This window comes from Ignavibacteria bacterium (genome assembly GCA_016707005.1).
In the GTDB taxonomy this organism is placed as follows: domain Bacteria; phylum Bacteroidota; class Ignavibacteria; order Kapaibacteriales; family Kapaibacteriaceae; genus UBA10438.
On the sequence record JADJIQ010000005.1, the window covers coordinates 899,897 to 917,513 of the forward strand.

Below are 17,617 nucleotides of genomic sequence, written 5' to 3' on the forward strand. Positions count from 1 at the left end.
GTGAAGGCACTCATTGCCGGGATAGTGACCGTGGTTGCGCTGTCGCTTCCAATGTTTGGTCAAGGTATCGACATTCAGGACATCGGTACCATTAGCGGGTCCCTTCAGTCCGACATTCAGACCTACACAGAAGACACCATTATCGGTGCCCCGGAGGTTCCCGAACGGATCCTCTCCAACACGTTCTTCAATCTCCTGTTCTCCCGCGGCAAGTTCAGCGCCGGCATCAGGTTCGAATCCTATCAGAACCCGCTTCTCGGTATCGATCCGCGATACGGAACATCCGGCAGTGGAACGGGGCTTGGCATTCCATACCGCTTCGCGTCGTACACCGATGACATCTTTGAAGTAACGGCCGGAAACTTCTACGAACAGTTCGGCAGCGGGATGATCTTCCGCACGTATGAAGAACGCAATCTCGGTTTCGACAATTCGATCGATGGTCTGCGGATGCGCTTCATGCCAACACCCGGAATGAAGATCACCGGTCTCATCGGCAGACAACGTGCGTTTTGGGAGTTGAGCAGAGGTATTATGAGAGGGGGCGATCTTAGCCTCGACTTGAATGAGCTAGGAGATTCGCTTCTCCCTTCTGGCATGCACCTCACCCTTGGCGCAAGTGTGATGAGCCGGTATCAGGCAGATGATCAAGATCTCCTGAAGATCCCCGAGAACGTCCTTGCATGGTCCACACGTGCCCACTTCATGTATTCCGACTTCTCGCTCGAACTCGAATACGCGTATAAGATAAATGACCCGAGTGCTGCAAACCTTCTGTCGTTCAATCCCGGTGATGCTCTCTATCTCAATGCATCGTATGCCGGCTCGGGCTTTGGGATGAACTTCGCGGCAAAGCGCATCGACAACATGGACTTCCGGAGCGATCGTACGGCAACGGGATTCGCACAACAGGTGAACTATTTGCCGGCGCTTACAAAACAGCACACGTGGAGACTTATTACGCTCTACCCGTATGCGACCCAGCCTACCGGTGAATTCGGCATGCAGGGCGATGTTTCCATTACCATCCCGAAAGGATCGGGTCTTGGGAATGATGAAACGATGATCACCCTCAATGCGTCGGTGATCCATGCAATGGACACAACACACACCAGCCCCTTTACCTATGATGTGGCATTCTGGTGGGATGATCGCATCTACTACCGAGACATCAACGTGGAGATCTCGCGCAAGTTTGGTAAGGACTTCAAGGCCACTCTTGTCTACATCAATCTTGATTACGACCAGGACATCATTGAACGACGTGCCTCACCAAATGAAACACTCTACGGTGTGATCACCGCCAACTTTGCCTGCCTTGAATTGTGGTTCAAAACAGCAAAGAACCAGAGTCTTCGTACGGAGTTCCAGTTCATGTCGGCTTCTCATCAACCGGGAGCGAAGCTCGCCCTTCAGAACGGCAACTGGGTGATGGCACTTGCAGAGTACACGATCTCGCCACATTGGTACTTCACGGTCTTTGATGAATACAACTACGGGAACGCCGATCCTGCGCTGCAAGTACATTATCCGAATGCCAGTGTTTCCTACAACACAGGCGCACTTCGCGTTCAAGGCGGATACGGACGTGTTCGTGGTGGTATCCTCTGCGTGGGCGGTATCTGCCGTCCTGTACCAGCGTCCAACGGCATGACGCTGAACGTAACGTATTCTTTCTGACGTAACAAAGACAATGAGATGGTGGTCATAGCATCATCGAAACGGAGATAACCCATGAAGACGATCATGCTTGTCATCACGATCACCGTAGCATTGATGATCAATGCCTGTGACGTAGTGGACGCCCCCTACCTGAAGAATCCTATCGATCCGGCAGATACGTTGCTGAAGGATACATCTAGTGTTGTTGTGTCCACTGGCGGACTGCAGAATGTGCTTCTTGAGGACTATACTGGACACACTTGCGGTAACTGTCCGGAGGCAGCAGATATTGCAAAGACGATCGCAGAGGCAAATCCAGGGCGTGTGATCGTTACAGCAGTACATGCCGGCGGTTTTGCCACGCCTGAACTTCCGGACTATCCGTATGATTTTCAGACCGAGGTAGGCACAACGCTTGATCAGACGTTCAAGATCAGTCGTGCAGGAAATCCAAACGGCCTTGTCAATCGAGCCAAATACAATGCGCGGTTCATTCTCGGTCAGAACAATTGGGCGCCGGCCGTTGCTGCGCAACTGTCGCTGAGTCCGATCCTTGATCTTCAGCTTAGCCATACGTATCACGCAGACAAGCGCACGGTGGTGGCTACTGTAGAAGCAACCTACCGCTCGGCTGGTGAGAACGACTACTCACTTGTTGTGTGGTTCATTGAGAACGGGATCGTTCAGGATCAGAAGGACTACCGACTGACGCCATCACACGTAGAGGACTATGACTTTGAGCATGTGTTGCGTGGATCGATGAATGGAGCATGGGGCGATTCACTGAGCACAGATGCAAAACCTGCTGGTGCAAAGGTCAAGAAGGTCCTTCGCTATGCCATTCCTGAGGGCGTAGATTGGAACCTTGAAAACTGCGAACTTGTAGCCTACGTGATCCGCCGCAAGGACGATCAAACACGCGACGTACTTCAGGTTGTGAAGCAGGCGTTTCGGCCTTAATAGCCTATGCGGATCTCAAACGATCCAAAGAAGAAGTTCTCCGGCGCATTACCGCCATTGCGGTTCGTGTAGCCAATGCGGAGGTCTGTAAAGATGTTCGGCATCCACTCTGCAGAGAACCAGAGTCGAACGCGACGTTGATAGCTCACGTTGCCGCGCAGGAAGGTGTTGCCTGCAAGACCGTCTCCATCACCGCGAAGAATATCGCCCCCTACATTGCCGATGGCAACAAGGATCCCGGAGCCGGGATAGTTGGGGTCTTCTGCTGTTTGAATGTTGCCGGTGCTATCGAGGAAGTTCTCGCCGTGACGTGAGTAGTCGAGATCAAGACGAAGGAATGTGCGTGGCGTGAACCAGTGTCGAGCCTGAAACGCAACACGATCGGAATTGGGCTGAAGATCATACCCCACCGGTGCGCTGAAGGTTGTGTACGATGCGTTGATGCTTCGGTGCGAGAACGTAAAGGGATCAACACGAGCATATTCAAGAGACAGCAAGGAACGCGACGAAGAGCCGGGCTGTCCGAGTGCCTGAGAAACGCCAAGTTGGTAGGCAAACTTGTTTTGGTTTCCTCCGGCCGACGAATCTCCCAACGTGGCATAGTTGAGATCGTCGATGATGAGCGAACCATAGACCATGGTCCCCTTGAACGGGCGAACGGCAAGGTCAACACCCATCATGGAATTATCGTTGGCGCTTCGTTCCTGCGTGCTGAGTCCGGCAGAGACAAAGAATGCGAGCGGATTGAGATAGACAAAATCAAGCCCCCTGCCCCAATACACGATCATGTCACTCACGGCAACGCTCAACCAATCAACGGGATCAAAGGCAAGCCGGTGTGTTGCGATGTATTTGCCCATCACGGCAGCACCCGATGTATCTACACCATTCGCGGCTGAGTGCGTCATGGTGAAGCGCACACTCTTGTACGGCACGTCGATGAGAAGTCCGTCCAGTAAGGGGGCTTCAATGGAGTGAACAAAGTTGTCGATAGGGCTGAAGCCGAACTGCATTGCTTCCCGACCGAATCGAATGCGCAGCCAATCACCTTGGTACTGTACGTAGCCGATGTAGCGATCGAAGAAGGCGCTGTCTTCCATCGTAAACTTCAACGTTCGGGAGAGTGTTGGGTCCGTCTTGGCAATAAGGGCCGGATCTCCGGCCAATCGAATGCCATTCGAGAGGTCGAGGAAGTATCCGAAGTTTCCGCCCAGTGAGCCCATAAAGCGTATGGCCGGACGCATCAGCAGGAACGGATCAGACGTTGTTCCGTCATCGTAGTAGCCTGGCCTCATCATCAGGGAGATATCGCCCTGCATGCGTGCGATGCTGTCTGCATAGGACAGCCCGCGGAACCGTCCATTCGTCGTCTCTGCGAACTCCAGATCCCTCGTCAACGGCGCATTAAGCAGCACAGAGCCGTAGTAGGCTCCGATGTAGCGTCCAAATGCATTGGCTGTGTCCTTGCCTTGCTCAGTGAGTGTAAAGGCGGACTGTGGCCACACTGCGGTGGACCCGAGTGGTGCGGCACCATCGATAGCTCGCAGGAGCTGCATATCCATGGAGACGCGTTCGGCGTTCACATCGGCGTTCTGCGCAAACACTGTGCTCAGTGTGAGCGTTAGAAGGAAGATCGAAGCGAGAAAACGCATCAACGCTTTGTCACCGTTGGCTTACACTTACACACCGCACGGACAGCGTCGAGATCCTTGAGGGCCTCCGGTTCCGTTTCGTACTCGCCCACGCTAACGATGTATCGCGTCTTGTTCTTCAACTGTTCAGAGGTGAGCCGTGCACGCATGCGCTTCTTCTTGAATTGCTCAACGAGACCGTCGGCTTCATCCTTGCTGAACGTGGTGCGTGTGACCAACGTATAAGCCTTTGCAGCTGTCTTTGCCGGAGTCTCGGCAACCGGCTCTGCCTTCTTTGGTGCAGGTGCAGCAACAGTTCGGTCTCCGGGAGGAGGAGCCCCAACTGTGGAACGCATCACATCGTACACCACTGGGAGGAGTTCGCTCTGTGAGTACTGTTCTCGCATCGTAATGAAGGTCTTCTTGGCCTTATCTGCTTCTCCCTTTGTTGCTGCGAAGATCACCAACCGAGCTAGTGCATCATCTGCCCATTCGCTCTTCGGATAGGCATCAACAATGCGCTCCAAGAGTGGAGCGGCCTTCTTAGGATCTTCAACGAGGGATGCATGAAGAAAGAGTACGCCCGGATCGTCGGGATTATCGATCAACAGATCCGGCAGTGCCTTCTTTGCGTCAGACGTCCACCCCGAGGCCACCTGTTGAATGTATTGCTTCACACCAACCGTTTGCGCGCGTACGAACACAGGAAGGATGAAGAGAAGTGTAAGGAGCAATAATGTGCGTCGGTGCATGGTGCTTTGGTCAAGAGAATGGGGGAGGACGGCTGAAATTACGGAAGAGGGCCTATTTTGGTGGTGCTTCATCTACTGAGTATCTAAACGTGATCGCAACAGTTGCCCCTTCCAAGAACTTTCGTGTGGTTGTGGCCGCCGGGGGGACCGGTGGACACATCTTTCCTGCTGTTGCTGTTGTTGAGCAATTGGAGGCTCTCACGGGAGGTGACTGCGATGCTGTCTTCATGGGCAGCACGGACCGAATGGAGACCACGCTGGTTCCCAAACTCGGCTATAAGTATGTACCGATGCCGATCACAGGCTTTAAGGGGCTTGCCTTTTCCACGCTCACGCTTCCGGTGAAGGTGCTTACGTCTATTCGCATCGCACGCGAAACCATACGCCAGCACAGACCGCATTGCGTGATCTGTACGGGAGCCTACATCAGCTACCCGGTAGGTGTTGCAGCACTGCGAGAGCGTGTACCGCTTGTTGTATTGGAGAGCAATCTCAACCCGGGCAAGGCTAATGCCCGACTCGCTCCAAAGGCAACGGCCGTTGTTCTGGCCTTCGACGAAAGCAAGGGGTTCTATCCGGATTCGATGTCGCCCAAACTTCATGTCCTCGGTAATCCCGTTCGATCACAGATCCACGCGGCGAAGCCGGTTGACGAGGCACGCCGAGCATATGGACTTGATCCTCATCGACAAACAGTTCTGGTATTCGGCGGAAGCCTCGGAGCTCATACGATCAACACTGCCGTTGAACGTGCACTGCCCGAGATCGCAGAACGTCCGTGGCAGATTCTCTGGCAAACGGGGAAGGGCTTTGCTCCGCAAACCCCACTGCCCCCTAACGTAGTGATGCTTCCGTTCCTCGACGATATGGGAAGTGCCTATGCGGCCGCAGACCTGGTTGTTTCGAGATCCGGGGCTACAACCATCGCTGAGCTGGGAATCGTTGGCAAGCCAGCCATCTTTGTTCCGCTTGCAACAGCATCGACCAATGAACAACAACACAATGCATTGGTCGTTGAGAAGAACAATGCAGCCATTGTGTTGTCTGATGCTGTTCTCAAAGACATTCTCCTTCCCACGATCGATTCCGTCATGAATGATCCAGACAGACGTGCAGTAATGTCCAATGCAATGCTTTCGCTAGGCAGACCATTCGCTGCCAGAGATGCGGCCCAACTTGTTCTCCGCATAGGCGGGTGGAAAGGGGGCTTTGCATGACCGATACACTGCAGAAGGTTCACCTTCCGGCTGAATTTCATGTGAAGCTCGACTTCTATTGGCAGTCCATTGCTGTCTACGCCGTTACCCTGATCGTCTACGTGATGATCAAGGCGATCTGGGATAGCACTATCCAACAGGGTTTGGTAAACGTTGTCCTGACCGATCCTGTTGTAGTCCTCCTTGGATCGTTCGTTTTGATCACAACATTCTCACTCATCGTGAACAGTGTGAGCAGACGGTCCATCATCATCAGCGAAGACGCCGTAACGTATCTCAGCAGGTTCCACGAACGCACCTTCCAACTAGATGAGATCGAAAAGATCGTTGTTGGCAGCGAGCGTCGTACCAACGTGCGCGGTGTGCTTGCGTTGGTGCGGATCTACATACGCGGAAGACGCCGGCCTTTGCGTGTTCGTCCTGGACTCTTTGAGAACGAGCATGGTCTTGTTAGCGCCTTGCTTACTCTACGTCACCAAGCACAACATCCGTGACAACGCGAACCGTTCTGTTGAGCGCAATGTTGTGCGTCATGAGCATGTTCGCACGTGCTCAACAGGTGCCGAATACCATAGACGTGATCGATCAAGCGATCTCCAATGTAGCCGATTCCGTGTGTGCTAACGTACGATCCGACAACCTGAAGTTCTTTGTGTCGGAACATCCTGATCGGGATTGGGCTGCGAGTATCATTGGCAGGCGGATGCAAAAAGCCGGACGCGTAGCGCACCTTGTTCGAATTGAAGATGAATCGGACGTCGTGTTTTCCATTGAAGACATCTCAACGCGGTATACACTTCGAGAAGACTCGGATAGCATTCTTCGTACCATCGTGGTGAAGATCAGCGCACGCAACCGTAGCGCATCGCCATCAGGTCTGATGTTGCCCGTGCCGAGCTTGCGGAGTGATCACGTGATCTCTCGTGATGTTGCCGAAGCAACACAATCGCAGCAACACTCCGGGAGTCACGGTACTGTTCCGCCCCCTCCATCATCGTTTTGGGATGACCTTGCCCAGCCCGTGATCTTCATCGCCGCGGCAGCCACAACGGTCCTTCTGCTCTTCACCGTACGATCACAGTAAGCGACATCCTTCCCATGAAGACTCTCTATGTAGTGCGTCACGCAAAGTCGGCATGGGATGATCTGCGCCTCACTGACAAAGAGCGAACTCTGAATGAACGTGGCCGGCATGATGCACCGATGATGGCGAAGTACGTTGCTAAGCATCACCCACATCCGCACGTTCTGATCTCCAGTACTGCCACGCGGGCATGGTCAACGGCTGAGGAGTTCATTGACGCGTTCGATCTGTCGAAGAACCACGTGATACGTACTGATGCGATCTACGAAGCACCTCTTACATCGCTTCTTGGTGTTGTTACTACGATCGATGACGAGTTTGATAAAGCAATGCTCGTTGGACACAATCCAGGCGTTACAGAACTCATCCGATATCTATCCGGCGACAGCTTCACACACATGCCCACCTGCGGCGTTGTGCTGCTGACATTTTCGCACGCAACATCGTGGCAGGAAATAGGAAAGGGTACAGGATCGATCAAAGCGTTCCTGTACCCTAAGATGCTTGTGTAAGTCTAGTTACCAGTTACTAGTTACTAGTTACTAAGTACGAGGTGCCATTGCTAACTAGTAACCAGTAACTAGTAACTAGTAACCAGTAACCAGTAACTTGGCTACGCATTACCAAAGATGCTTTACACCTTCGCGCTCTTCAACGAGCTCAGCTACAGTTGCATTGAGGCGCTCGCGTGAGAAGTCGGTGATCTCCAGACCTTGAACGATCTGGTATTCGCCGTTCGCACACGTCACTGGATATCCAAACGTAACATCGTCGTTGATGCCATACGAGCCATCGGCCGGGATACCCATTGTTGTCCAGTTACCTGCAGGTGTACCAAGTGCCCAATCGCGCATGTGCTCGATAGCTGCATTTGCAGCCGATGCAGCAGATGAAAATCCGCGAGCTTCAATGATGGCTGCGCCACGCTTGGCAACTGTAGGAATGAACGTGTCTACCAACCACGCGTTGTCGTTGATCGTTGGCCACACAAGCGTTCCGTTGGCTTCAAGAACCGAGATGTCTGGGTATTGCGTCACAGAGTGATTGCCCCACACGATCATCTTCTTCAGATCCGACGTGTGAAGTCCGGTCTTCGCTGCGATCTGCGCAAGGGCGCGATTATGATCGAGGCGCATCAGAGCCGTGATATTCTTTGGGTTGAGATCCGGCGCGCTCATGCGAGTGATGAGTGCGTTGGTGTTGGCAGGATTGCCCACGATGACAACCTTCACGTTGCGATCGGCAACGGCGTTGAGGGCCTTGCCTTGGACAGTGAAGATCTGAGCATTCGCTTCAAGAAGATCCTTGCGTTCCATTCCTTTTGAGCGCGGACGAGCGCCAACAAGGAGAGCGTAATTGGCATCCTTGAAGGCGACCATTGGATCGTCTGACTGCACAATGCCGTGCAGGAGGGGGAATGCGCAATCTTCAAGTTCCATCGCAACACCACGCAGTGCCTGAAGGGCCGGCGTGAGCTCAAGAAGTTGAAGGATGACCGGTTGGTCCTTTCCAAGCATTTCGCCGCTGGCGATGCGGAAAAGAAGGCTGTAGCCGATCTGGCCTGCTGCGCCGGTGACGGCAACGCGAACTGGTGTTTTCATGGTTGTGCTACTGAAAGATGGCAATAAAAAACGCCCCACAAGGAGGCGTTACATATTCGTCAGCAGTTCATCATTAGTTGGCTTCTGGGTAAACAGAAACCTTGAGGCGAACCTTGTCCTTGCGCTCGAACTTCACAACGCCATCCACGAGGGAGAAGATCGTGTAATCCTTGCCGAGGCCAACATTCTTGCCCGGATGAACATTTGTGCCGTTCTGGCGGATGATGATGTTGCCGGCCAACACTGTCTGACCGCCGAACTTCTTCACGCCGAGGCGTTGCGCATTTGAATCACGGCCGTTCTTGGTAGAACCGCCACCTTTTTTGTGTGCCATGACGGAGCCTAATTAGATTTTGATGTCTGTGATGGTAATGCTCGTGAACAACTGACGGTGTCCATTGAGCTTTTGGTATCCCTTGCGGCGCTTCTTGTGGAACACGAGGACCTTTTCGCCCTTGCCATGTTCTACTACAGTTGCCTTGACAGAACCCTTGATGAAGGGTGCGCCTACGGAAACATTGCCGTTATCGCTCGCGAGGAGGATGTTGGTAAATTCAACGGTGTCGCCAACGTTCTTGTCCATAAGCGGCACCTTTACGGTTTGCTTAGGAGCCACGGCGTATTGTTGACCTGAGATCTCTACTACTGCGTACATGTTGTTCTGTTGGCGTTGTACGAAAAAAGGACGCGCAATATACAGGGCAGGGTGCAGATAAACAAACACCTTACAGAGATTTCCACAGTAACCTTTGCCTATTCGATTCGTAGAGAACCCCCATGAAGTCGATTTTGAGCGCGATACCCCGTGAAGCATGGCTCTGGACCGCCGGTTTGGTTGGTCTGGCCGTGCTTGCGCCGAGCCTCGAGAACAGCGTAACCCTATGTGTTCCAACGCTGTTAGGGTTCGACGGCTGCTGGGGGTGCGGTCTTGGTAGGTCTATCGGCCAGCTCGCACATGGCGAGGTGACGGAATCTTTTGCTTCGCATCCTTTTGGCATCCCGGCCGTATTGGTCATTTCGGCACGTATCGTTCACTTGGTTCGGCAAAGCCGGACCGTATCCTGAGGTTTCTATGGCAAATGTTCTACAATACATCCCCGACGCCGATGGCGAAGAGATCGCGTATCTGAACATGATCGTGTCTCCGATGACCGAAGCGCAGGCACAACAATTTGCCATGATGTATCGGTCCCGACGCAAGGAACCACAAATGATCTTGATCCTCGCGATCGTTGGATTCATCGGCATCGCCGGAATTCATCGGTTTGTGATCGGAAACATCGGTCTTGGCGTATTGTACGTCCTCACCGGCGGTCTGTGTTGGATCGGTACGATCATTGACATCGTTAACTATCGCAAGCTCGCATCCGACTACAATCAGGGTCAAGCCTACGAGGTAGCGAATATCATGAGATCGATGGGACAATTGTAATTCGAAGTTCACAACGGACTATGAAGGTCATGAAGTATGTTGCTTCATGACCTTCTTTCGTTCATACCTGTTCTTCATCGCTGCAGCCGTCCTTTGCTGCACTGATGCCTCTGCACAGAAACCACCACGGCTCGTTGTGGTTGTGTCTTTTGATCAATATCGGGGCGACTATCCAACATCCTTTTCTCGCTTCGTTGGATCAAGGGGCTTTGCACGAATGCAAAAAGACGGTGCCACGTTCTCCCAGTGTTACTATGAGCATGCCAGTAACCTAACGGGACCCGGTCACGCATCTCTTTTGACGGGATGTTATCCCTCTCACACGGGCATCGTTGGGAATGACTTCTGTGATATCCGTACCGATGAATGTGTCTACTGCGTAGCAGATGCAGATGGCGCCGTCAGCGCAACACAGTTGGAGATGCCAACTGTTGGTGACAAACTGCGCGAGCGTGATCCTCGCTCTAAGGTTGTAGGAGTTTCCCTCAAGGACCGCGCAGCCATCCTCATGTGTGGGAAGGGGGCGAGTACATGCGTGTGGTTCGATGATGCGTCGGGCACGTGGACAACAAGCCAGGCCTTCCCTCGACCAACGTGGTTGACGTCACTGAATAAGGAAGTGAGCTGCACAACATATTCCAAACGACAGTGGACCATGCAGATCCCGGCATCACTTGATCCTGCCTATGACAGTGTTCGGGCCGAAGGCGCGTTTGCCGGAGGTGATAACGCATTTCCGCACGACGTGCTGCCGGCAACGTCCAAGGACTTTGTTGCGAGCGTTATGCTAAGCCCCTTTAGCATGGATATGGTTTTTGATGCAGCCTCCATGGCGTTAAAGAAGGAGCATCTTGGTAAGGATGGAAGCCCGGATCTGTTGTGTATTGGTGTCTCTACAACGGACTATGTTGGTCATGTATTCGGACCTGACAGCAGAGAAGTTCAAGAACTCTATGTGCGGGCCGACAAACGGATCGAAAGGTTCATTGATGAACTGGACCAACGCGTAGGAAGAGCCAACTACGTCCTGATCATCACCTCTGACCATGGAGTAGCGCCCATTCCGGAAGTCATCCGTGATCTTCCTCAGCAGCAGGGGGCGCGTATCGATGCCGGACGGGTGATGAGAAAGGAGATCCGTGCGATTGTGGATTCTGTCCTGACGTTGCGGTTCGGACCACCGAGAACATCCTCCTATGTGAGGGCGATACATGCCCCCTCCCTGTATCTCAACGATACGGCGGTGTCCGCTCTGAACCGAGCCGAGGTGCTTGCCACTAGTGTTGGTGCGCTGCGAAAACATCCCGGACTAGGCATCGTAACAACGCGAGACACCCTTGCGCTGGGAGACTGTCCCGACGGAACGGATGAAGCCACGTGCAGATATCTCCGCAACAGCTTCCATGCGGCACGAACTGGAGATATTGTGCTCTACCCGAAGCGGTATTGGGTGTTTGGCACCAACACGGCAACACACGGTACACCGCATGACTATGATCGGTACGTGCCGATGATGTTATTTGGCGGGCGCATCAAACCGCAGCGATCCAAGGAGATGGTTGCACCGGTAGACATTGCGCCTACCATAGCAGCATGGTTCGGACTATCGATTGGGCCGGTTGACGGGAGCCCCCTACCACTCAAATAACACGAAGCTCAACAGAGATCACTGGATCTCGGCAAGAAGATTACGAGCGATCACCATCTTCTGGACCTCGCTTGTGCCTTCGCCGATGGTAAGGAGTTTCGAGTCGCGCCAGTACTTCTCAACCGGATACTCCTTCACATAGCCATAGCCCCCGTGGATCTGGATGGCCTCTTCCGCTGTGCGAACGGCTACTTCAGACGAGAACAGTTTTGCTTCCGAAGCGGCGATCGTGAAGTTCATTCCTTGGTCGCGCATCCATGCAGACTTGTACGTAAGGATCCGCGAGGCTTCGATCTCCATCGACATCTTGGCAAGCTTGAACTGAATGGCCTGCATGTCTGCAAGGCGCTTTCCGAACTGAACGCGGTCAACGCTGTACTTCAGTGCAGCTTCAAACGCCCCTTGAGCGAGACCAACACTGAGGGCGGCAATGGAGATCCGTCCACCGTCAAGGATCTGCAGCGCTTGGATGAACCCTTCTCCTTCGTTGCCGATGAGGTGAGATGCCGGTACGCGTACATTGTCGAACGTGAGTCCCGCAGTGTCCGAGCAGCGCATTCCCAGCTTGTTCTCCTTCTTGGAACCGTAGAAGCCGGCCATGGACTTATCAATGGCAAAGGCGGAGATGCCGCGTTTCCCGGCAGACTGATCGGTAACGGCCATCACAACGCAAATATCACCCACGTTTCCGTGTGTGATGAAGTTCTTCGCACCATTGAGTACCCAATGGTCTCCGTCGCGGACGGCCACGGTACGTGTGCCGCCAGCATCAGATCCTGCACTTGGCTCAGTTAAGCCCCATGCACCCATCGTTTCACCCTTCGCCAGGCGGGGGATGTATTTAGCGCGCAATTCATCGGAGCCGAATCGATTAATGTGTCCGGAGCACAGCCCGTTGTGAGCGGCAACACCAAGCGCAATGGAAGGACATCCGCGGGCGACCTCTTCCACAACGATGGCATATTCCATGTATCCCATGCCCGCTCCACCAAGCTCCGGCGGCATCACAATGCCAAGGTAGCCAAGATCGCCAAGCTTGCGGAAGACCTCATGCGGAAACTCCTGCGACTCATCGTATTGCAGGGCAATGGGTTTGATCTCCTCTTCAACAAAGGCGCGGATGTGAGCACGCAATGCCTCTTGATCCTCAGTGAGATCGAACGAGATTCCGGATGTTTCTTGGTCCATGTGGGGTAGCCAGGGAGTGATGTCGATGAAGCAGAGTTGCAAACCTACAAACCGTTCGTATCATCGTCCCTAACACAACATCCGTCTCAAGAGTTCGTGCTTCGCCCCCTCCCCACCATACTGACCAGTATACTCTTCTTGGTCTTGGTCTGCACGGTACGCAGCCAGCCGGAAGAGGTGCGCATTATGCAGCGTGTAGATACGGCACATCCGCATGTCCGAGAGGTGTTGGTGCGGTGGGTAGACAGTCTGCACACATGGCGGAGTGAGGTGTCTGGGCGCAAACGCACGGACGGGTTCTTTACTACTGCCGGGTCCATCGTTAGGGACTGGTTCTTCCAGGACGGCGACGTTGTGATGCAGTTTCCTGCAACGGTCATGAGCGTGGAGTATGATGGAGGGGGCTGGGTGGTTCGTACCATCTTTGCCCGACTCGATCCAACCTCTCGGGTTGTGATTCCATTGGGGATCATTCGGGTGCGATTCATCCTTGCAACGGATGCTTCCGGTACCATCGGGTGGCAGCTAGAAGATCCGCTTTTGAGTGCTACAAAGGCATGGGACACAACTATCGTAGGGTCGATGACCTACATTCACCCATCGGACATCACCGTGGACGAGGGCAGGGCAAAGGAGGCCCCGGAATTCTGTCGGGCTATTGGGGAGCGCTTCGGACTTTCAATACCGAGACGAATTCGCGTTGTCCTCACACACGACCGAGATGAACTATGCCGAATCCTCGGCCTGGAGTATTACGCCTTTCCGCCCCAGGCACTCTCGTTCCCTGAGTCAGATCTTATCATCGAAGCCAGCAATGAGGTCTATCATCCACACGAACTTGTGCACCTTGTGTTTCGGGATTATGACGGGGCTCATCCCATCCTGCGGGAGGGACTTGCAACCCTTCTTGGAGGTACAGGGGTGATGGACTTCTCAGATGCATTGTCTGAGTACCTCGCTGCCCATTCCAATCGGCGTATTCCGTCGTTCGTGGAGCTCTTTACGGGTGTTAAGACCGATCAGTCTGATGAATATGTTCTCGGTGCAGTGATCTGCGACCTCGTGTTGCGTTTCCACGGACGTGCCGCGCTTCTAGAGCTCCTCCAAAATCAACGGTCATCCGATGTGATGATCGCCCTAAGTGCGCTGCTGGGTTTCGATATCGCGGACCGGCAGGAGTCACTTCGCTCCCTGGCCGAGGCTGCCTACAGTAGAGGAGTGACGGGACGCTAGGTCTGATTCGTAGTTTTGCTGTCCGCCCGTTTCGAACTGTAACATTTCGTCACACGGGGCGTTGAGCCGCACGAATCCAATCATCTCTGACGGAGTAACGCATGACCAGACGCATGGTCGCCATTCTGTGTCTTGTCCTCACTGCATTTGCAGCAACGGCACAGACAACATTCGATCTCAAGGACACGGTCCGTTTCAATCCCGATGTGAAGAAGGGTACGCTTTCGAGCGGTATTCCGTATTACCTGATGAAGAACAGTCGACCGGCAAATCGTCTTGAATTGATGCTGGTTGTGAATGCCGGTGCTGTATTAGAGGACGACGATCAGAATGGACTTGCACACTTCTGTGAGCACATGGCCTTCAATGGTACGCAGGGCTTCCCGAAGCAAGAACTCGTAAACTTCCTTGAGTCCATGGGCGTGCGTTTCGGAGCCGATCTTAACGCCTACACCAATCTCGACGAGACGGTATACATGCTTACGATCCCTCTTGATAAACCTCAGAACGTGATCCGAGGCATTCAAGTGATCCGGGACTGGGCCGGCTTTGTGACGTATGATGAGGAAGCTATCAACGCTGAACGCGGTGTGATCATGGAGGAGCTTCGCTTGGGAAGAGGCGCTGAAGAACGGATGCAGGACAAACACCGCGCCAATATGTACTGGGGTTCCAAGTATGCCCAGCGTAATGTGATCGGTGATACGAACATCTTGCTTCGCGCGCCGGGCGACAATCTCCGTCGATTCTATCGTACTTGGTACCGTCCGGAGAACTTTGCCATCGTTGCCGTTGGAGATATTGATCCGTCAACACTTGAGCAATATCTCAACAAGTACTTCAGCTCACCGGCCTCATCCGGTGAACGCAAATCGAGTCGACCGCAGATCACCCTGCCCCCACACAAGGAGACACTGATATCGGTCGCTTCAGACCCTGAGCTTCAAGGCGCTCGGGCAGAGCTCTTTATCAAACGTCCGGCAGACACTGTTCACACGTATGCGGACTACAAGCGGAACATCACTCGCCAGATGATGATGGAGATGTTGAATAATCGTTTGGCTGAACTGTCGCGCAAGAACCCACCGCCATTCGCCAGCGCTGGTACCGGTGGGTACCGTATGGCCCGCGAGGCAATGGCTACGTATGGGATCGTGACGGCGGCTGACAAGAACGTGCTCAAAAGTCTGAACGCGATGTTGACAGAATTGGAACGCGCTAAGCGACACGGATTCACAGCTACTGAGCTTGCACGTGCCAAGGAATCAACCTTGGCCAATATGGAGAAGTATTATAACGAACGTGATAAATCTGAGTCGCAGCAATTCGCTCGAGAACTCACACGACATGTACTTCAAGTAGAGTCGGTTCCAGGAATCGTACATGAGTGGGAGATTTTCCAAGGACTTGTTCCAACGATCACGATCGAAGACGTCAATCGTCTGGCCGGTGGTTTGATCTCTCAGGAAAATCGAGTCATCGCGATCTCCGTGCCGGAAGGCAATGGATTTGTTAAGCCAACGGAACAGCAAGTTCGCGACCTGCTGGCTGCAGTTGAGGCAAAGCAGATCGATGCCTACGTTGATGCGGCTCCTACAAAGCCCCTTATGGAAAAGGCTCCTGAGGCCGGTAAGATCACGGAACTCCGCACGTTGTCTGATATTGGCGCAACGGAGCTTACGCTCTCCAATGGGGCCCGTGTTGTATACAAAAAGACCGACTTTAAGAACGACGAGATCCTGTTCTCGGCTCAGAGCTGGGGTGGCCAATCGCTGGGCCTTGAAGAAGACCACATCACCAATATGGTTGCAGCCACGGTGGTTGATGCCGGCGGTGTAGGTCAGTTCGGTACCAATGAATTGATGAAGATGCTCAGCGGTAAGAATGTTGGCATCGGGCCAAGCATTGGCATGTATCAAGAGACGATCAACGGATCGTCCACACCAAAGGATCTTCGGACGTTTTTTGAGCTCCTCTATCTTGGCTTTACGGCCCCACGCAAGGATGTCGAAGCGTTTGAATCGTGGAAGGCAAAGATGAAGGCTGAGTTGGCCAACAAGGAGAAGAGTCCGGAAGGAGTATTCATCGATACCGTTATGTCTGTGTCCACGGGTAATCATCCTCGTGCTCGCACCATGTCGGAGTCGAGCGTGGATCAGATCAATCTCGAAAAGGCGTTCGAATTCTATAAGAAGCGATTCCAGTACGGATCGGACTTCACGTATTACTTCGTGGGCAATTTTGATGAAGAGGCATTGAAAAAGTACGTTGAGACCTACATCGCATCTCTTCCTTCCGCACCGCCTGATCCAAAATCCAAGGCTGCAAATGGTACAAATACCATTGACCCCAATCTCCGTCCTGTAGCAATGCAAACGCAGGTGTTTGGCCAGTCGGGCGAAGGGGTGCCGGTGGTGGTCAATGCTCCGGTGCCATCGAGCGTGCCAACGGGCGTGCCAATGAAGGAGACATGGAAGGACGTTGGCATCCGCACGAAGAAGGGTCAATACCGCAAGACCGTGTACAAGGGTGTTGAACAGAAGAGCACGGTGTTGCTGTCCGCTTCGGGACCGATGAAGTACACTCCGGAAAGTCGATATGATCTGGTTGCGCTCTGTGAGGTGATGGAGATCACCCTTCGCGAGCAGATGCGCGAAGAAAAGGGTGGCGTCTACTTCGTATCGGTGCAGCCGAACTTTGACAAGATCCCACAAGAAGAGTTTTCTATCAGCGTATACTTTGGCTGCGCTCCTGAGCGTGTGGATGAACTGGTCTCCACGGTGAAGAATGAAATGGTAGCACTTCGTACCAAGACAGTGCCGGACTCGCTCATCGCAAAGGTCAAGGAAATGCAGACCAAGGAACGTGAAACAGGCATTAAGACCAACCGGTTCTGGATGCAGGTGCTGAGTCGGTTCGACCACGACGGAGAACCGTACTCCAACGTCTTCCTCCGTGAGAAATTCATCAAGGAACTCAGCGCCGAACAGGTCAAAAAGACCGCCGAGAAGTATCTAGATGGCAAGAACTTTGCGGAGTTCATTCTCAAGCCGGAGGCATCTGCATCAACAGATCCGAAACCTGCGTCGTCATCGCAGCAAGCGCCGGCACCAAAGAAGAAGTCTAAGAAGAAGTAAGCGATCAGTGAACAAAACGAACGGCGCATCAACCTCCGTGGTTGATGCGCCGTTCGTGTTTGAGGCACATGT

General features: G+C 53.3%; 17 protein-coding genes. 11 read left to right on the forward strand and 6 right to left on the reverse strand.

Annotation, left to right across the window (positions count from 1 at the left end; all coding sequences use genetic code 11):
- Window positions 1–1,680, forward strand: coding sequence for a hypothetical protein (locus IPI29_12135; GenBank protein MBK7413295.1), 1,680 nt, complete (start codon window positions 1–3; stop codon window positions 1,678–1,680).
- A 54-nt stretch (window positions 1,681–1,734) separates the two neighbouring features.
- Window positions 1,735–2,622 carry an Omp28-related outer membrane protein gene (locus IPI29_12140; protein ID MBK7413296.1) on the forward strand — a complete coding sequence of 296 codons (888 nt, stop codon included), beginning with the start codon at window positions 1,735–1,737 and terminating at the stop codon, window positions 2,620–2,622.
- Here IPI29_12140 and IPI29_12145 read toward each other — a convergent pair.
- Window positions 2,619–4,277: a hypothetical protein gene (locus IPI29_12145; GenBank protein MBK7413297.1), complete on the reverse strand. Its 1,659-nt coding sequence runs from the start codon at window positions 4,275–4,277 to the stop codon at window positions 2,619–2,621. The genes IPI29_12140 and IPI29_12145 overlap by 4 nt on opposite strands.
- A complete protein-coding gene (locus IPI29_12150) occupies window positions 4,274–5,005 on the reverse strand; it encodes an SPOR domain-containing protein (GenBank protein MBK7413298.1) in 732 nt (243 codons plus the stop codon). The genes IPI29_12145 and IPI29_12150 overlap by 4 nt, the downstream gene beginning before the upstream one ends.
- Window positions 5,006–5,094: 89 nt before the next feature.
- Between IPI29_12150 and murG the strand changes: the two genes are divergently transcribed.
- The 4 genes from murG to IPI29_12170 are packed head-to-tail and all read left to right on the forward strand — an operon-like array spanning window position 5,095 to window position 7,818.
- Entirely contained in the window at window positions 5,095–6,222 is a 1,128-nt protein-coding gene (gene murG / locus IPI29_12155) for an undecaprenyldiphospho-muramoylpentapeptide beta-N-acetylglucosaminyltransferase (GenBank protein ID MBK7413299.1), read from the forward strand.
- Window positions 6,219–6,716: a hypothetical protein gene (locus IPI29_12160; protein ID MBK7413300.1), complete on the forward strand. Its 498-nt coding sequence runs from the start codon at window positions 6,219–6,221 to the stop codon at window positions 6,714–6,716. The genes murG and IPI29_12160 overlap by 4 nt, the downstream gene beginning before the upstream one ends.
- Window positions 6,713–7,306, forward strand: a complete 594-nt coding sequence (locus tag IPI29_12165; GenBank protein MBK7413301.1) for a hypothetical protein — start codon at window positions 6,713–6,715, stop codon at window positions 7,304–7,306. The genes IPI29_12160 and IPI29_12165 overlap by 4 nt, the downstream gene beginning before the upstream one ends.
- Before the next feature lie 14 nt (window positions 7,307–7,320).
- Window positions 7,321–7,818 carry a histidine phosphatase family protein gene (locus IPI29_12170; GenBank protein ID MBK7413302.1) on the forward strand — a complete coding sequence of 166 codons (498 nt, stop codon included), beginning with the start codon at window positions 7,321–7,323 and terminating at the stop codon, window positions 7,816–7,818.
- A gap of 108 nt (window positions 7,819–7,926) precedes the next feature.
- Here the strand turns inward: IPI29_12170 and IPI29_12175 are convergent, their stop codons facing one another.
- The 3 genes from IPI29_12175 to rplU form a co-directional block, all read right to left on the reverse strand.
- Window positions 7,927–8,907: a malate dehydrogenase gene (locus IPI29_12175; GenBank protein ID MBK7413303.1), complete on the reverse strand. Its 981-nt coding sequence runs from the start codon at window positions 8,905–8,907 to the stop codon at window positions 7,927–7,929.
- Between the two features lie 73 nt (window positions 8,908–8,980).
- Entirely contained in the window at window positions 8,981–9,241 is a 261-nt protein-coding gene (rpmA, locus tag IPI29_12180; GenBank protein MBK7413304.1) for a 50S ribosomal protein L27, read from the reverse strand.
- 12 nt (window positions 9,242–9,253) lie between these two features.
- On the reverse strand, window positions 9,254–9,562 hold the full coding sequence (rplU, locus tag IPI29_12185; GenBank protein ID MBK7413305.1) for a 50S ribosomal protein L21: 309 nt from the start codon (window positions 9,560–9,562) through the stop codon (window positions 9,254–9,256).
- Window positions 9,563–9,684: 122 nt separating this feature from the next.
- Between rplU and IPI29_12190 the strand changes: the two genes are divergently transcribed.
- Genes IPI29_12190 through IPI29_12200 form a run of 3 tightly spaced genes read left to right on the forward strand, consistent with a single transcriptional unit; the run spans window position 9,685 to window position 11,987 of the window.
- Window positions 9,685–9,972 (forward strand): DUF2752 domain-containing protein, encoded by a 288-nt coding sequence (locus IPI29_12190; protein MBK7413306.1) that lies wholly within the window; start codon window positions 9,685–9,687, stop codon window positions 9,970–9,972.
- A gap of 7 nt (window positions 9,973–9,979) precedes the next feature.
- A complete protein-coding gene (locus IPI29_12195; GenBank protein MBK7413307.1) occupies window positions 9,980–10,339 on the forward strand; it encodes a TM2 domain-containing protein in 360 nt (119 codons plus the stop codon).
- Between the two features lie 46 nt (window positions 10,340–10,385).
- Window positions 10,386–11,987, forward strand: a complete 1,602-nt coding sequence (locus IPI29_12200) for an alkaline phosphatase family protein (protein MBK7413308.1) — start codon at window positions 10,386–10,388, stop codon at window positions 11,985–11,987.
- Window positions 11,988–12,005: 18 nt separating this feature from the next.
- Here IPI29_12200 and IPI29_12205 read toward each other — a convergent pair whose 3' ends face one another.
- Window positions 12,006–13,154: an acyl-CoA dehydrogenase family protein gene (locus IPI29_12205; protein ID MBK7413309.1), complete on the reverse strand. Its 1,149-nt coding sequence runs from the start codon at window positions 13,152–13,154 to the stop codon at window positions 12,006–12,008.
- 117 nt (window positions 13,155–13,271) lie between these two features.
- Here IPI29_12205 and IPI29_12210 point away from each other — a divergent pair, with 117 nt between their 5' ends.
- Together IPI29_12210 and IPI29_12215 are read left to right on the forward strand one after the other, a co-directional pair.
- Window positions 13,272–14,408, forward strand: a complete 1,137-nt coding sequence (locus tag IPI29_12210; GenBank protein MBK7413310.1) for a hypothetical protein — start codon at window positions 13,272–13,274, stop codon at window positions 14,406–14,408.
- 101 nt (window positions 14,409–14,509) lie between these two features.
- Entirely contained in the window at window positions 14,510–17,545 is a 3,036-nt protein-coding gene (locus IPI29_12215) for an insulinase family protein (protein MBK7413311.1), read from the forward strand.
- The last annotated feature ends 72 nt before the right edge of the window (window positions 17,546–17,617 follow it).

Coding starts and splice junctions, on each gene's coding strand:
- IPI29_12160 (MBK7413300.1), top strand. CDS start 6,219: ATGACCGATACACTGCAGAAGGTTCACCTTCCGGCTGAATTTCATGTG.
- IPI29_12175 (MBK7413303.1), bottom strand. CDS start 8,907: ATGAAAACACCAGTTCGCGTTGCCGTCACCGGCGCAGCAGGCCAGATC.
- rpmA (MBK7413304.1), bottom strand. CDS start 9,241: ATGGCACACAAAAAAGGTGGCGGTTCTACCAAGAACGGCCGTGATTCA.
- IPI29_12200 (MBK7413308.1), top strand. CDS start 10,386: ATGACCTTCTTTCGTTCATACCTGTTCTTCATCGCTGCAGCCGTCCTT.
- IPI29_12170 (MBK7413302.1), top strand. CDS start 7,321: ATGAAGACTCTCTATGTAGTGCGTCACGCAAAGTCGGCATGGGATGAT.
- rplU (MBK7413305.1), bottom strand. CDS start 9,562: ATGTACGCAGTAGTAGAGATCTCAGGTCAACAATACGCCGTGGCTCCT.
- IPI29_12215 (MBK7413311.1), top strand. CDS start 14,510: ATGACCAGACGCATGGTCGCCATTCTGTGTCTTGTCCTCACTGCATTT.
- IPI29_12195 (MBK7413307.1), top strand. CDS start 9,980: ATGGCAAATGTTCTACAATACATCCCCGACGCCGATGGCGAAGAGATC.
- IPI29_12150 (MBK7413298.1), bottom strand. CDS start 5,005: ATGCACCGACGCACATTATTGCTCCTTACACTTCTCTTCATCCTTCCT.
- IPI29_12140 (MBK7413296.1), top strand. CDS start 1,735: ATGAAGACGATCATGCTTGTCATCACGATCACCGTAGCATTGATGATC.
- IPI29_12190 (MBK7413306.1), top strand. CDS start 9,685: ATGAAGTCGATTTTGAGCGCGATACCCCGTGAAGCATGGCTCTGGACC.